This window comes from Fictibacillus enclensis (genome assembly GCF_001457035.1).
Taxonomy (GTDB): Bacteria; Bacillota; Bacilli; order Bacillales; family Fictibacillaceae; genus Fictibacillus_C; species Fictibacillus_C enclensis.
This window is the reverse complement of record NZ_KQ758626.1, coordinates 1-15002: the sequence shown is the minus strand read 5'-3', so window position 1 is coordinate 15002 and position 15002 is coordinate 1. Positions and strand designations below refer to the sequence as shown.

Genomic DNA, 15002 nt, shown 5'->3' with positions numbered 1-15002 from the left:
TCGTTATCATCCGGTATTAGCTCCGGTTTCCCGGAGTTATCCCCGTCTTACAGGCAGGTTACCCACGTGTTACTCACCCGTCCGCCGCTAAATCAGAGGAGCAAGCTCCTCGTCATTCGCTCGACTTGCATGTATTAGGCACGCCGCCAGCGTTCATCCTGAGCCAGGATCAAACTCTCCAATAAAGTGTTTGATATAGCTCTTAATGTTTAAAAATAAGAAATTGATGGGATTGTAAAATCCCTGACTTACTCTGGCTTTTGTTTGGTTTTCAAAGAACATTTGTTTGCGTCGCTTGTTTTGGCGACTTTATTAGTATATCACTTAGCTGCCGATCAAGTCAACACTTTTTTTAAAAAGTTTTTTCTTGGCTACTTGCCAAATCAGCAAGCAAAGAAGCAGCTCAATTAATATACCACGGCAGCTAATGGTTGGCAAGAGTTTTTATCAAAATAAAAAAAGAATCCTCTTTTGCCGAACAAAAGCTCAGCAGGAAGAGGATCAGCCCACAATAAAATACTGTATGGCTGCCAGTGAAGCAAGCCCAGGCAGACCGAGCAAACCGGAAATAAAGACAGTGGCCGCATTGATCGGTACGTGGATATCGTAGGAGGCCCCTGCGGTGTTCAGAAAGAACAGCAGCAAAGCTCCAATCGACAGGCGTATCAGCAGCTGCCCTGTCCACCTTAGCGGCTTTAACGGAGCTCCGATCAATAGTAACAGCAAGATTGCACTTCCTATAATGGAAATGACCATAACAGGTTGCATACTCATCCTCCCTACCCTTCATATATAGCTAATGTATGGAGGATGTCCCAAAAAAAGAACAGGAAGGCCTATTTCAGCCTCCCTGTTGTGACTTTTCTAATTTTCGCTTCCTTTAGCAGGAACAAATATTTGGCTTCTGCCAGCTTCAATTCACACAAAACCTGATCCGAAGGCTCGACGCTTCGTTCTACCATGGCTTTCTGATTGGCCCAGACAGTCTTGATTTGCTGAAGGGATTCTAAAAGACGTTGATCTCCTTCTTTTCGCAAACGCCCTTTTCGGGAGAAGAACATACGGTATGTCTCCTTTTAATTATATTTCACGTCTGCCTTCCATGGCTTTGGAAAGTGTCACTTCATCGGCATATTCCAAATCCCCGCCTACAGGGAGTCCATGAGCAATCCGCGTAACCTTAATGCCGGTCGGCTTTAACAGCCGGGCAATATACATAGCTGTAGCTTCACCTTCAATATTGGGATCCGTCGCCAAGATGATTTCCTGAATGTTGTCATCGGCCAGCCGTTTTAAAAGTTCCGCAATTTTGATGTCTTCCGGTCCAATCCCTTCAATCGGGGAAATGGAACCGTGCAGCACATGGTAGAGGCCCCGGAAGTCCTTCATTTTTTCCATGGCGATAACATCCTTGGAATCATGCACCACACAGATGGTGGTATGATCCCTGCTGGAATCATCACAGATCATGCACGGATCACGGTCTGTAATATGAAAGCAATTGGAACAATATATTAAGTTCCTTTTGGCGTTCACAAGGGCACGACCAAAATCGAGCACATCATCTTCACGCATGTCTAATACGAAAAATGCCAGACGGACCGCTGTTTTGGGCCCGATTCCTGGCAATTTCATAAAGCTGTCTATCAGCTTTGATATCGGCTCTGGGTAATGCATATGTTAGCCCCCTAGAATAATCCCGGTATGTTCAGCCCTTTAGTGAATTTGCCCATATCCTGTGATACAAGCTCATCTACTTTTTTAAGTGCTTCGTTGGTAGCAGCAAGCACAAGGTCTTGAAGCATTTCAATATCTTCAGGATCTACGACTTCCTCTTTAATGTTAACTTCCAGAATTTCTTTATGTCCGTTAGCAATCACGGTAACCATACCGCCGCCAGCAGTGCCTTCCGCTTTTTTATCCTTAAGGTCCTCCTGGGCTTTTGCCATTTCCTTTTGCATCTTCTGCATTTGTTTCATCATATTGTTCATGTTTCCGCCGCCACGCATCATAAATATCTTCCTCCTAAGGTTTATTCTTTTATTTCAATTAATTCTTCTCCAAAGAGCTTTTTGGCTTCTGCAATTAGTGGATCTTCCGCTTCCGCCTCGCTCTGTCCTCCATCGCTCCGCTGCTGCTGCTGAATGAACTCCTTTTTTACGGTCTCCCATTCAGGCTGGAGGATGGTTAGCATGGTTAGGGACTTCCCTATTGTACTATATATTACGTTTTCCACACAGCTGCGAATGTTGTCGGACGACGCCATTTGGCTGTGAATTTCATGTTGGAAGGAGAGAAGCACATCTTTGTCTGAGCATGCAACCGGTTCTGCACCAGATAAAAGAGCAAAGACACTTACTTTTTCCGCCTTGATCTTCTCCATGATGGTTCCCCAGTTGTTTTTCACCTGGACCAAATTCGGCTTGGCCGCTTTTTTCAGCATCTCTTTCACCCGGCCGGTATTTGTTCCGCTTCCTTTTCCCGATGTCCTGAATGTTTTCTTTTCCTGGACAGGCGGGGCATCGGATGAGGAAGGTGCAAGCGCCACACCTTTTTCCTTCAGTATTCGGACTTCATGCTCGAGGTCTTCTATTTTCTTAAACAAGTCCTGGCTCACTCCTGCTGTTTCCTGCCGTTCTTCCTGGCAGATTTTGATCAGGGAAAGCTCCAGAAAAATCTTAGGATGATTGGTCCACTTCATTTCCTGCTGTGACTGATTCAACAGCTCTATTACTTTGTAAATCCACGTACGGTCCGTTTCCTCTGCAAGTTCTTTGAATTCATCATCCACTTTTACCCGGTCAAGTATTTCTTCAAGATTCGGAGCCGTCTGGTATAAAAGCATGTCACGGTAGTAATAAATGAGATCGGTAAGGAAGCGTACAGGATCCTTCCCCTCCGACATAAGCCGGCCCGCCACATTCAAAGCTTTCGCTACGTCCTTCTCCTTAAAGGCTTTGGCCACCTGTGATAAAAAGCCTTGCGAAACGGCTCCGGTAACCGCGAGCACATCCTCGACCTTCACTTCATCCTCGCTGTAGGAAATCGCCTGATCGAGCAGACTTAACGCATCCCGCATTCCCCCTTCAGCAGCCCTGGCAAGAAGGTGGAGGGCATCATCATCCGGAATGATGCTGTTGGAATCCAGTATGGTCTTCATTCGGTTAACGATGGAATCACTGGAGATCCGCTTGAAGTCAAACCGCTGGCAACGCGAAATAATAGTCAGTGGAATTTTATGTGGTTCTGTTGTAGCAAGAATAAAAATAACATGGGGTGGAGGCTCTTCCAATGTTTTAAGCAGGGCGTTGAACGCTCCAGTTGAAAGCATATGAACCTCATCAATAATATAGACCTTATAACGGACAACCGATGGTGCAAATTTCACTTTATCTCGTATATCCCGGATGTCGTCGACTCCTGTATTGGAAGCCGCATCGATTTCCAGTACATCGGAAATGGACCCGTTTGTAATTCCCATACAGTGATCGCATTCATTGCAAGGTTCTGCTGTTGGTGCATGAACACAGTTTACAGCCTTAGCAATAATCTTCGCCGCACTTGTTTTCCCCGTTCCCCGTGGCCCTGAAAACAGATAGGCATGGGAAAGCTTGTCCTGGACAAGTGCGTTCTGGATTGTCTTGGTGATATGTTCCTGTCCGACCACATCATGAAAGGACTGAGGCCGCCAGACACGGTAAAGCGCTTGATAGCTCATCCCATGCCCTCCTTCATTCATGTTTAAAAATAAGTTCTCTATCCTCTATTATACTGAAAATCAGCAAAAAACTCACCCCATAAGGAGTGAGTTATTGTTTTAAGTATATAAAATGCCGCGCACCTCTCTTTGGAATAGCCAACCTACGCGTTACCCAGGCAGTTAGCTCGATCCAGGCTGCCCCGCGGCACACGAAGATGACCACTTACTGCTGCTTCCTTCCGGACCTGACAGGGTTCATGGGTCCCCGTTGCGCAGGACCCGAATGTCAACACCACTTACGTGGGTCAGGCCGTACGTTGGACTAACCGAGGAGAGGAATTCAGCCTCGCTACAGCGGATTGCGAGTACAGGGCACCGCTACCTCCCCGCCTAGCGCGACAAAGTGTATAACATTGTTAGGCACATATCAAATGTGCAAGATTAAGTATACAACGCCAGCGTTAAAAAATCAACCCGGACCAGATATTTACAATTCTTGGCGGTCCTGCAACTTCTTCTGTTCTTTGTTCCGTTTTCTGAGCCCCCGAAAGAAAGCAGAAAGCATCTCGCTGCATTCCTCACCACGAACCCCTGCTGCAACCTCGCATTGATGATTAAACCGTTCTTCCTCCAGAAGGTTCATCAATGTGCCGGCACAGCCGCCTTTGGGGTCTGATGCACCATAGACCACCCGGTCGACTCTTGAGAGGACAAGCGCTCCCGCACACATGGCGCACGGCTCAAGGGTAACGTAAAGCGTACTGCCCGAAAGCCTCCAGGCCTCAAGCTTGCGGCACGCCTGATCGATCGCCAGCAGTTCTGCATGAGCAACGGCACGGTGTTCAGTCTCGCGGCGGTTAAAGGCTGCAGCAATCACCTCATCATCCTTCACCAGAACGGCACCGATTGGCACTTCACCTATTTCTTCAGCCTTCTTGGCTTCTTTAAGGGCCAGTGACATATAATACTCGTCTTTTTCTTGTTGAAGCATTGTTTTCAGACTCCATCTTTGTATTTGATGTGATTATACAAAAGGTTTTGCTAATAATAAAGAAAGGAATAGATATGAGTACCTGAGAGTGACTTTAAAAAGGAGTGAGTTTTCTTTGTCCTCATCACCATCTTATCCCCCTGTAGCTCTGTTAATCATAGATGTAATCAATGATTTTGATTTCCCTGAGGGAGAGATGCTCATTGAGCAATCCCTTCCTATCGCCCCTCATATCGCCAACTTGAAAAAAAGGGCTAAGGAAAAAGGAATTCCCGTGATTTATGTTAATGATAATTTCGGTAAATGGCAATCCGATAAACATAAACTTGTGGATTATTGCCTCGGAGAAAGAGGGAAAGAATTTGTGGAGCAGCTTACACCGGAAGAAGATGATTTTTTCATTATCAAACCAATGCACTCCGCTTTCTTTTCAACTCCATTATCCACCCTTTTGCATGACATGAAAATCACAAGCCTGATCATGACTGGCCTTGCCGGAAATATTTGCGTACTCTTCTCTGCCAATGATGCCTTCATGCGCGATTTTACTCTTTATATACCGGAAGATTGTTCCGCATCCAATATTGCCGAAGATAATGAACGTGCTATTTTGCTTATGAAAAACACACTTAGCGCCGATATAACCAAGGAGAATGAATTGGACCTGGAAAAGATCATAAAAGAAGCGGAAGAAAACAAAAAACGAACGATGTTTTGATAACCTGCCCCAGGATGTTTTGACAAACATCCTCATAAATGATTTTGTTCTATTCCCTCCGCTCTTCATATGCTACAATATCTTCTGTCTGTTATTTTTTTGTAAGTGAAGTTAGGGAGGAACGCAGCATGAATTCTACCCCTTTTATTGCAGTTGAAGGGCCGATTGGTGTTGGAAAGACATCATTAGCAAAAGCCATCTCAGAACACTACAGGTTTAAACTGTTAAAAGAGATTGTAGAAGAGAACCCGTTTTTGGGAAAGTTTTATGAAAACATTGATGAGTGGAGCTTCCAGACAGAAATGTTTTTTCTCTGTAACCGCTACAAGCAGCTTGAGGATATACAGAAACTTTATCTAAACCAAAACATCCCGGTTGTGGCTGATTACCATATTTTTAAGAACCGAATTTTTGCCGAACGGACGCTTACAGGCAAAAATTACGAAAAATACATGCAAATATTTGATATCTTAACCGAAGACATGCCGGTTCCGAACATGATCATCTATTTGAATGCTGGACTGGAAACGTTGCTTGAACGCATTGAGCTTCGCGGCCGAAATATTGAAAAGCAAATGGATCCTGCTTATCTCATGCAGCTGGTTTCCGACTATGAACTGTTCATGACTGCTTTTCAAAAGGAACATCCTGAGATCCCTGTCCTCACCTTTAACGGAGATAATCTGGATTTTGTTGCAAACAGCAGTGACAAAGAGCGCATCTTTGCCGAAATAGAAACCACCCTGCATAAAGGAGAATTAAGCAGATGAATTTAGCACAGAAATACAACATTCCTTTAGATGCTGTGATTACGGTGGCAGGTACAGTGGGCGCAGGTAAATCCACACTGACTTCTGCACTGGCTGAAGCTTTAAACTTCAGAACATCGATGGAGAAGGTAGACAACAATCCGTACCTCGACAAATTTTACAAGGACTTTGAACGATGGAGCTTCCATCTTCAGATTTTCTTTTTGGCCGAGCGTTTCAAGGAACAAAAACGAATGTTTGAATATGGCGGCGGTTTTGTACAGGACCGCTCGATTTATGAAGATACCGGTATTTTTGCAAAAATGCACGCTGACAAGGGAACCATGTCAAAAATGGACTATGATACGTATACACGGTTGTTCGAGGCCATGGTAATGACTCCATACTTCCCTCATCCGGATGTGCTGATCCATCTGGAAGGTCCGCTGGAAGATATCCTCGAGCGGATCAAACACCGCGGACGCCAAATGGAACAGGATACCCCGGTCGACTACTGGATTGAAATGTATGAGCGGTATGAACAATGGATTTCCAACTTTAATATCTGTCCTGTTCTTCGTGTGAACATCAATGATTATGATCTTATTCAGGACCCGTCATCCATTGAGCAAATTGTCGCCAAGATTGCACAGAAGATCGAAACCAAACGAGAAGTACGTCTATAATAAAATCCTCCCCAGGATGCTTGGGGAGGATTTTTTCTTTCTTATAAATGAGAGCAATAAAAAACACCTGCGCGAGGCAGGTGTGTTCATTATGTATGGAGGAGGTAGAGGGATTCGAACCCCCGCGAGCTGTTACACCCCTGTCGGTTTTCAAGACCGGTCCCTTCAGCCAGACTTGGGTATACCTCCATGTTCAATTCTACTGACAAAAAATATATTACCATGTGACTACCTATAAAGTCAACCGCTTTTTACAAAAATATTCCCCTTATTCATTCTATGCATTCCATCGGCAAAATAGCACGGTATATTGAATAAAAAGGGGGAGGAAGACATAAAGAAAGATCTTGTCCTTTAAAAAAGAGAAAAAGGGAGATTGAGTTCTCCCTTCCTCTGTTCAAGCTTATTATTGGATGATTTCCTTGTTCCCCATGTAAGGACGCAACACTTCCGGAATCACAATGCTTCCGTCTTCCTGCTGATAATTTTCCAAAATTGCAGCAACGGTTCGGCCGATCGCAAGTCCGGATCCATTTAACGTATGAACGTATTCCGGTTTTCCTTTGGCTTCACGACGGAATCGGATTTGTGCTCTTCTCGCCTGGAAGGCTTCAAAATTGGAACAAGAAGAAATTTCACGGTACGTTCCATAGCTCGGAATCCATACTTCAATGTCGTACTTCTTAGCTGCCGTGAATCCTAAGTCAGCCGTACACATGCTGAGCACCCGGTAAGGAAGCTTCAGGAGCTGAAGAATTTTTTCAGCATGACCTGTAAGCTTTTCGAGTTCTTCATAAGAATCCTCCGGTTTAACAAAGCGTACAAGCTCAACCTTATTAAACTGATGCTGGCGGATCAGGCCGCGTGTGTCTCTTCCTGCAGAACCTGCTTCAGAACGAAAGCACGCGCTGTAGGCCACATAACCTTTTGGCAATTCATCAGCGGTTAAAATCTCGTTGCGGTGCAAGTTTGTTACAGGGACTTCCGCTGTAGGAATTAAAAAGTAATCTTCTTCACGAATTTTAAACGCATCTTCTTCAAACTTAGGAAGCTGCCCGGTACCTGTCATGCTTTCCCGGTTTACCATATATGGCGGTAAAATCTCCGTATAACCATGGTGGTCTTCATGATAATCCATCATCATGTTGATCAAAGCACGTTCCAGACGTGCACCCGCTCCCTTATAAAAAGCAAAACGGCTGCCAGTTACTTTGGCTGCTCTTTCAAAGTCTACAATATCAAGGTCCGTTGCCAAGTCCCAATGTGCCTTAGGCTCAAAGGAAAATTCTTTAATATCTCCCCAATGGCGGACCGGCACGTTATCATCCTCTGTTTCACCAACAGGTACGCTCTCATGTGGAAGATTTGGCAAAGTCAGCATGATGTGATTCAAATCTTCTTCAGTCGTGCGGAGCTCCTCATCAATTGCTTTGATCCTGTCGCCCACTTCACGCATCTCTTTAATCAGATGATCCGCATCCTTCTTTTCACGCTTAAATTCCGCTACCTGTTTGGATACTTCATTCCGCTTGGACTTCAGCGTCTCCGTTTCACCAATCAACTGACGGCGTCGTTCATCCAACGCGAGAAAACGGTCAAGACCGGATAAATCTTCTCCTCGTTTGCTTAGTTTTTCTTTTACTTCATCAAAATTCGCTCGTACAAATTTCAAATCCAGCATGTTTTTATCCTCCTTTATTTCACCTTTACAAAACAACTAATGTTCCATCCATCCAAAAGGAAAAGTCCATATGGCTCCGCAAAACCAAAGCCTACGAAGAAATTCGCAATTTTTAAAACGGCGTACAAAATAAAAAACTCCCGTCCCTACACTACGCATAAAGTAGAAAGGGACGAGAGTTAACCCGCGTTGCCACCCTGGTTGCAGGCGATTGCCTGCCGCTCGGCATTGATAACGGACAATGTGGACCGTGAAAGCCTACGTAACATTTCAGCTTTCCACTCAAGGATGGATTCGCAACTGATTTTGATCGGTTTTCACCAGCCACCGACTCTCTGGTCAAAAATCATGTTGCTACTGATTCCTGTCTTCGATTTAACAAATAATGTTTGTATAGTAATGTACAACAATTTCTTTTTTTATGCAATGACTTTTTTCGTTTCATCCACCATCTGCACAAAAAATTGATGCAGGCGATAGTCATCCGTTAGCTCCGGATGAAAAGCTGCACAAAGGAAATGTCCCTGTCTGGCAGCTACAATGCGGTCATTGTGAACGGAAAGAACTTCAACGTCTTCACCAACATTCACAATGTAAGGAGCACGGATAAATACACCATTTACGTCCTCACCCACACCTTTGATTTCAAGCTCTGCTTCAAAGCTTTCTTTTTGGCGGCCGAATGCATTGCGTTCAATCGTCATATCAATCAGCTCGAGGTGGGCGGTATCTTGTCCCTGAATGCTTTTCGCCATCAGGATGAGACCTGCACATGTGCCAAAAACCGGTTTTTCCTTTGCAAATGCTTTGAGTGGTTCAAGAAATTCATATTTATCGATTAAACGCCTCATGGCCGTGCTTTCTCCACCCGGGATAATCAGGCCATCAAGGTCGTTTAGCTCATCAATTCGCTTTACGCTTACTGCTTCTGCGCCGCTTTCCTGTAGAGCTTTAATATGTTCCCTTACAGCGCCTTGCAGAGCAAGTACACCTATCTTAGTCATTTATGCAGCGTTCCCTTCTTACCAGCCTCGCTCCTGCATACGGTCTCCAGGAAGAAGCGTGGAGATGTCAATTCCTTTCATTGCTGTTCCAAGTCCTTTGGACAATTCTGCAATCAGCTCATAATCTCTGTAATGAGTAGTTGCTTCTACAATCGCACGGGCAAACTTTTCGGGGTTTGCTGATTTGAAGATTCCGGATCCAACAAACACACCGTCAGCTCCAAGCTCCATCATTAATGCGGCATCCGCTGGTGTAGCTACACCGCCGGCTGCAAAGTTAACGACTGGAAGACGGCCGTCTTTTTTGATTTGAAGAAGAATTTCATAAGGTGCCCCAAGGTTTTTCGCCTCTGTCATCAATTCATCCTCACTCATTGCAGATACTTTGCGGATCTGGCCTTGAATCATGCGCATGTGGCGAACCGCTTCAACGATGTTGCCTGTTCCTGGCTCACCTTTCGTACGAAGCATGGATGCTCCTTCACCAATACGGCGGGATGCTTCTCCAAGGTCACGTGCCCCACATACAAATGGAACGGTAAAATCACGTTTGTTTAAGTGGAACACTTCATCGGCAGGAGTCAGTACTTCACTTTCATCCAGGTAGTCTACTCCCATGGATTCAAGAACACGAGCTTCGACAATGTGGCCGATTCTTGCTTTCGCCATAACGGGGATACTTACTGCATTGAGTACTTCCTCTACGATGGTAGGGTCAGCCATGCGAGCCACTCCGCCTGCTGCGCGAATATCAGCCGGAACACGCTCAAGCGCCATAACGGCTACTGCACCGGAAGCTTCAGCAATTTTGGCTTGCTCTGCATTGATGACATCCATGATGACTCCGCCTTTTTGCATTTCAGCCATTCCGCGTTTTACACGATCTGTACCTGTTTTCAACATGCTACATATCCCCCTATTTATTAACTCAAATCTGAGTTTTTGTAATAATCAAATTCACACTTATTTTAACGTAAAACCGATAAAATTCATAGGGTTTAAAAAAATACTCTCCAAAAGCAATGCTTTCGAAGAGTATGATATGACATTAGAACCAGCCTTTTACCGTATCCATGGCAGAATCCCAGACACCGCCAAAGAAATGACCCGTGCTTCTCATGGACAGTACAAACCAATTGGCTTTTTCGACCGCTTTGGTTGTTACCACACTGGCTTGTCCTTTGCCGGATCCATCATTGAGCAAATAGCCCTGATCCTTTTCTTTACCTGTATACTTCAGCTCGATGTGTCCGATCGCTTCACCTTTCTTAAGAGGGGCTTTCAATTTCCCGTCTTTATCGAGGTGTTTTTTGTCGATCACAAGTACAGGCTTGTAGTTTTCTTTTTCACCGTTTTTCACCAGCATGGTTACCGGTTCTTTTGTTTTAATTCCTACTTCTTTATCCTTGCCTTGAATAACAGGAAGGGTTTTTTTGTTTTTGAGCTCGTAGCCCTTGGGCAATAATGTTTCTTTAGAATAATTTTCAAATCCATAACTCAGCAGCTTTTTAGTTTCGTCAAAACGGCCTTTGTAGCTGTCAGATTTCATTAAAACAGAGATAAGTCTTGTTCCATCGCGTTTAGCAGTAGCAGCAAAGGCATAACCGGCGCTGTCAGTGGTACCTGTCTTAAGACCATCTACACCTTTATATCCGTATACAAGTTCCGGAAGCATCCAGTTCCAGTTTTTCATAAGGATTTTGTCATCGGTATTTGGACGGAACCATTTAGTAGGAATACTTGCGATATCCAGAACTTCCGGATAATCATTGATCAGCTTGTACGCAAGAATACCAACGGATTTTGCGGACATTTTATTCTCATCTGTTTTGCTTCCAACAGAGTCAAATCCTTGCAGGTCATTGTTATTCAAACCTGTACAGTTAACAAAACGGGCATCCTTGATTCCCATTTGCTTGGCTTTGTCATTCATCATTTTAACAAACTTTTCTTCAGACCCGCCGACTAGCTCTGCAAGCGCAATGGATGCACCGTTGGCAGAATAGATCGCCATCGCTTCGTAAAGTTCTTTTACCGAATATTTATAGTCACTGCGTAATGGGACATTTGATAGTGAACGGTTTTGAGAAATTTTATGGGCATATGTACTGATGGCAGTTTTTTGATCCCACTTAATTTTACCTTTTTTAATTGCTTCATTTACCAGGTATTCTGTCATCATTTTTGACATACTGGCAGGCGGCAATACTTGCTCGGCTTTCTTTTGATATAAAACCTTTCCTGTATCTCCATCAACTAAAATCGCGGTCTCTGAACTGGATTTAAGCACAGGAGCAGCACTTGCTTTATCTGAATATCCAAACATACTGGCTGATAACATCGAAACCAAAACAGCAGAAAACGTAATACCTTTAATTTTGTTGCCGAACAACACTGACACCTCCATACAATTTACACACAAACGTAATTGTACCATAGCAATATACAAAAAAATAGACAGAGGAATAACCTCTGTCTATTTTTTTTCAAAAATCTATCTTTAGACTGAATAATTTGGTGCTTCTTTGGTAATCTGAACCTGGTGAGGATGACTCTCGCGAAGCCCGGCACCTGTAATCCGAACAAACTTGGAATTATTTTGAAGATCTTCGATTGTTGGTGTCCCGCAATATCCCATACCGGAACGAATACCTCCGACTAGCTGGAACAAGGTATCGGCCAGCGGTCCTTTGTAAGGTACTCGTCCTTCAATGCCTTCCGGAACAAGTTTTTGGTTATTTTCCTGGAAATATCGGTCGCGGCTTCCTTGTTCCATGGCGCCGATGGATCCCATTCCCCGGTATACCTTAAACTGACGTCCCTGATAAATCTCACGCTCTCCCGGGCTTTCTGACACACCGGCAAGCATGCTGCCCAGCATAACGGCATATCCTCCAGAAGCCAGTGCTTTTACGATGTCACCGGAATATTTAATGCCACCGTCTGCAATGATTGGAATCCCGTGCTTTCGGGCTTCTGTCGCACAATCATAAACAGCTGTAATCTGTGGAACGCCAACTCCTGCCACAACGCGTGTAGTACAGATAGACCCTGGACCAATACCTACTTTAACCACACTAGCGCCTGCTACAATAAGATCCCTTGTCGCTTCGGCAGTAGCCACATTACCGGCAATAATCGTAAGGTCCGGATATTTGGCACGAACTTCCCTGACTTTAGTCAGTACGCCTTCAGAATGGCCATGAGCGGTATCAATAACGATAGCATCCACGCCAGCTTCAACAAGCTTGTCGATACGAACCATCGCATCCTTCGTCACACCTACTGCTGCACCAGCCAGCAAACGTCCCTGGCTGTCTTTTGCAGAGTTCGGAAACTCAATCACTTTCTCAATATCTTTTATGGTAATTAATCCTTGAAGAGTTCCTTCATCATCAACCAATGGAAGCTTTTCAATCTTATGCTTTTGAAGCAATTGTTCAGCTTCTTTAAGCGTTGTTCCAACAGGTGCGGTAACAAGGTTCTCTTTTGTCATGACATCTGAAATCTGGATGGAGTAATCTTCAATAAAGCGAAGATCACGGTTGGTGAGAATGCCGACTAATTTTTTGTCGCCGTCGACAATGGGTACACCGCTAATTCTGTATTTCCCCATAAGGTGCTCAGCATCAAATACTTGATGGTCAGGAGTCAGGTAAAAAGGATCTGTGATAACCCCACTCTCAGAACGCTTGACCCTGTCCACTTGTTCCGCTTGCTGTTCAATTGACATGTTTTTATGGATAATACCCAACCCGCCCTGGCGTGCCATCGCAATTGCCATTTCAGCTTCTGTTACGGTATCCATTCCTGCACTAATAATCGGTACATTTAGTTGTACAGAGTCAGAAAGACGTGTTTTTAAAGAGACATCCTTTGGCAGTACTGAGGACTTTGACGGAACCAACAGTACATCATCAAACGTTAATCCTTCTTTCTCAAACTTGCTCTCCCACATGCATACTCCACCCTTCTCATCAATTTTCTTCCTGTAAAATATTATTTGTAGATTAACAACTGGATAAACTACTGTCAAGGAAGGAACAATAAGTCTAACTTTTCAAAAAATAACAGGAGAGGAGCACACTCATGTCAACTCATAATATTTGGTCTATGTACAGCAGCTTCCTCTCTTCAAGCAGGGCTCAAAAATATCTTTATTCTTGTTACTTCAGCAAAGGGATTGAGCAGGCAGAAAGCAAAAGTTACCAGAACTGCTACCCCTTTATCTATTTTCTCGAACACGGAAAAAAATATTATGATCTTGCGGGCACAGCTCCTACAGAGCTGCAGCCTGTTCTTTTGTTCTATGGTATGATCCAGCTGCTTAAAGCCTGCATCCTGACGGTCGATCCCGGCTATCCGGAAAACAGCTCCGTGCTTGCCCATGGGGTGACGACAAGGAAAAGGAAAAAGAAGTATTATGAATTTCTTCATGATGAAGTAAGAATCCAAAGAAGCGGCCTTTTTAATCACTTTTCTACTGAATTGTTTCATGTGAAACATGCTGAAGGAGAAAAGCTGAAAATGAACGACATTATGCCTCTTATTCCTGAATTAAGAGATCTGTTTTGGCATGTGCAAAACGAATCGGTAAATGTAGCCGTGTGCAGAAAGGACCAGGAACTGATGATTCCAGTTGAGGTCTTTGACGGTCTGTACATGAATACGGAAAGGTTCCTCCTTTTCCTGAATGAAAATCCGGCCATTACGTATCAGTTATTAAAAGAAACAAAGGAACACATCATTGTACACTCATCCAAGGAGCTGCATCCTCTTGAGTGCGAGCCATTCAGTTACCATAGTAACGGCCAATATTACTTGTATGGCAGCAGGCGGGAAATGAAGGAATTGAATGAATGTATGATTCATTACGCGGTACTCTACAACCTGAGTATGTTGTGCCGCTATGAAACCGAATGGTGGAGTGACATCTTCCACTCCTACACGACCAATGATCTCCCTTTTATTAAAGAGTTTCTCGCCGTTACACAGTACAAAGTGCCTTATCTTCTGGGTGAGTATTTGCGCAGGAAGGATTTACAGGGAGAGGGCTATTGATTTCTAAAGGCAAAGGACTAATTGGATATAGTGGCGAGGGGTGATTCATAGCTTTGAGGATATCCTGGTCTTCTAGTCGCTGCGTTACTTGCAGTTCGACAAAGAACACTTGTAAATCACGTCATTTTCATCTTTCGACAAAACAAAAAAGCACGGCTGAATGTTCAGCAGTGCTTTCATTTGCCCGGCAACGTCCTACTCTAACAGGGGGAAGCCCCCAACTACCATCGGCGCTGAAGAGCTTAACTTCCGTGTTCGGTATGGGAACGGGTGTGACCTCTTCGCTATTGCCACCAGACATATATCGATTTGTGATCAACGGCGATTTTCTTCGTCAGCTTCACTCCTCCTCTTCCTCATGTACGGTAAAGTACACTCCGGAGAGTCGTCGTTTTGCTTCCTCGAATCTCTT

General features: G+C 44.3%; 15 protein-coding genes, 1 tRNA gene, 2 rRNA genes, 1 other RNA gene and 1 other annotated feature. Of the genes, 4 read left to right on the top strand and 15 right to left on the bottom strand.

Annotated features, from left to right (window positions below; genetic code table 11):
- The 8 genes from AS030_RS22765 to tadA form a co-directional block, all read right to left on the bottom strand.
- A 16S ribosomal RNA gene (locus AS030_RS22765) occupies positions 1–185 on the bottom strand; the annotation flags it as partial.
- Between the two features lie 316 nt (positions 186–501).
- Positions 502–768, bottom strand: a complete 267-nt coding sequence (locus AS030_RS22760; protein WP_061976037.1) for a pro-sigmaK processing inhibitor BofA family protein — start codon at positions 766–768, stop codon at positions 502–504.
- A gap of 68 nt (positions 769–836) precedes the next feature.
- Entirely contained in the window at positions 837–1061 is a 225-nt protein-coding gene (locus tag AS030_RS22755; protein ID WP_061976035.1) for a YaaL family protein, read from the bottom strand.
- 19 nt (positions 1062–1080) lie between these two features.
- Complete coding sequence (gene recR / locus AS030_RS22750; protein WP_061976033.1) at positions 1081–1677, bottom strand: recombination mediator RecR; 597 nt, start codon at positions 1675–1677, stop codon at positions 1081–1083.
- Positions 1678–1688: 11 nt separating this feature from the next.
- Positions 1689–2012 carry a YbaB/EbfC family nucleoid-associated protein gene (locus tag AS030_RS22745; RefSeq protein WP_061976031.1) on the bottom strand — a complete coding sequence of 108 codons (324 nt, stop codon included), beginning with the start codon at positions 2010–2012 and terminating at the stop codon, positions 1689–1691.
- Positions 2013–2032: 20 nt separating this feature from the next.
- Entirely contained in the window at positions 2033–3718 is a 1686-nt protein-coding gene (gene dnaX / locus AS030_RS22740) for a DNA polymerase III subunit gamma/tau (protein WP_061976029.1), read from the bottom strand.
- A 115-nt stretch (positions 3719–3833) separates the two neighbouring features.
- An RNA gene (gene ffs / locus AS030_RS22730) (signal recognition particle sRNA large type) lies at positions 3834–4099 on the bottom strand.
- An 88-nt stretch (positions 4100–4187) separates the two neighbouring features.
- Positions 4188–4691 carry a tRNA adenosine(34) deaminase TadA gene (tadA, locus tag AS030_RS22725; RefSeq protein WP_061976027.1) on the bottom strand — a complete coding sequence of 168 codons (504 nt, stop codon included), beginning with the start codon at positions 4689–4691 and terminating at the stop codon, positions 4188–4190.
- A gap of 115 nt (positions 4692–4806) precedes the next feature.
- Here tadA and AS030_RS22720 point away from each other — a divergent pair, with 115 nt between their 5' ends.
- The 3 genes from AS030_RS22720 (at position 4807) to AS030_RS22710 (ending at position 6844) form a co-directional block, all read left to right on the top strand.
- Entirely contained in the window at positions 4807–5409 is a 603-nt protein-coding gene (locus tag AS030_RS22720; RefSeq protein WP_061976025.1) for a cysteine hydrolase family protein, read from the top strand.
- Positions 5410–5537: 128 nt separating this feature from the next.
- A complete protein-coding gene (locus AS030_RS22715) occupies positions 5538–6179 on the top strand; it encodes a deoxynucleoside kinase (RefSeq protein WP_061976023.1) in 642 nt (213 codons plus the stop codon).
- A complete protein-coding gene (locus AS030_RS22710) occupies positions 6176–6844 on the top strand; it encodes a deoxynucleoside kinase (RefSeq protein WP_061976021.1) in 669 nt (222 codons plus the stop codon). Before AS030_RS22715 ends, AS030_RS22710 begins: the two co-directional genes overlap by 4 nt.
- Before the next feature lie 96 nt (positions 6845–6940).
- Here AS030_RS22710 and AS030_RS22705 read toward each other — a convergent pair.
- The 6 genes from AS030_RS22705 to guaB form a co-directional block, all read right to left on the bottom strand.
- Positions 6941–7033: transfer RNA gene (locus tag AS030_RS22705), tRNA-Ser, on the bottom strand.
- A 217-nt stretch (positions 7034–7250) separates the two neighbouring features.
- Complete coding sequence (gene serS / locus AS030_RS22700; RefSeq protein WP_061976019.1) at positions 7251–8525, bottom strand: serine--tRNA ligase; 1275 nt, start codon at positions 8523–8525, stop codon at positions 7251–7253.
- 165 nt (positions 8526–8690) lie between these two features.
- Positions 8691–8905 (bottom strand) — a binding site (T-box leader).
- Between the two features lie 39 nt (positions 8906–8944).
- Entirely contained in the window at positions 8945–9529 is a 585-nt protein-coding gene (pdxT, locus tag AS030_RS22695; protein WP_061976017.1) for a pyridoxal 5'-phosphate synthase glutaminase subunit PdxT, read from the bottom strand.
- Positions 9530–9547: 18 nt separating this feature from the next.
- Positions 9548–10432, bottom strand: a complete 885-nt coding sequence (gene pdxS / locus AS030_RS22690) for a pyridoxal 5'-phosphate synthase lyase subunit PdxS (protein ID WP_061976015.1) — start codon at positions 10430–10432, stop codon at positions 9548–9550.
- A gap of 145 nt (positions 10433–10577) precedes the next feature.
- A complete protein-coding gene (locus tag AS030_RS22685) occupies positions 10578–11870 on the bottom strand; it encodes a serine hydrolase (protein ID WP_061976039.1) in 1293 nt (430 codons plus the stop codon).
- A 159-nt stretch (positions 11871–12029) separates the two neighbouring features.
- A complete protein-coding gene (gene guaB, locus AS030_RS22680) occupies positions 12030–13487 on the bottom strand; it encodes an IMP dehydrogenase (RefSeq protein WP_061976013.1) in 1458 nt (485 codons plus the stop codon).
- Positions 13488–13618: 131 nt separating this feature from the next.
- Here guaB and AS030_RS22675 point away from each other — a divergent pair, with 131 nt between their 5' ends.
- Entirely contained in the window at positions 13619–14590 is a 972-nt protein-coding gene (locus AS030_RS22675) for a YaaC family protein (RefSeq protein ID WP_061976011.1), read from the top strand.
- 182 nt (positions 14591–14772) lie between these two features.
- On the opposite strand, the gene rrf is transcribed toward AS030_RS22675, so the two are convergent.
- Positions 14773–14888: ribosomal RNA gene (gene rrf, locus AS030_RS22670) — 5S ribosomal RNA — on the bottom strand.
- Positions 14889–15002: the final 114 nt, after the last annotated feature.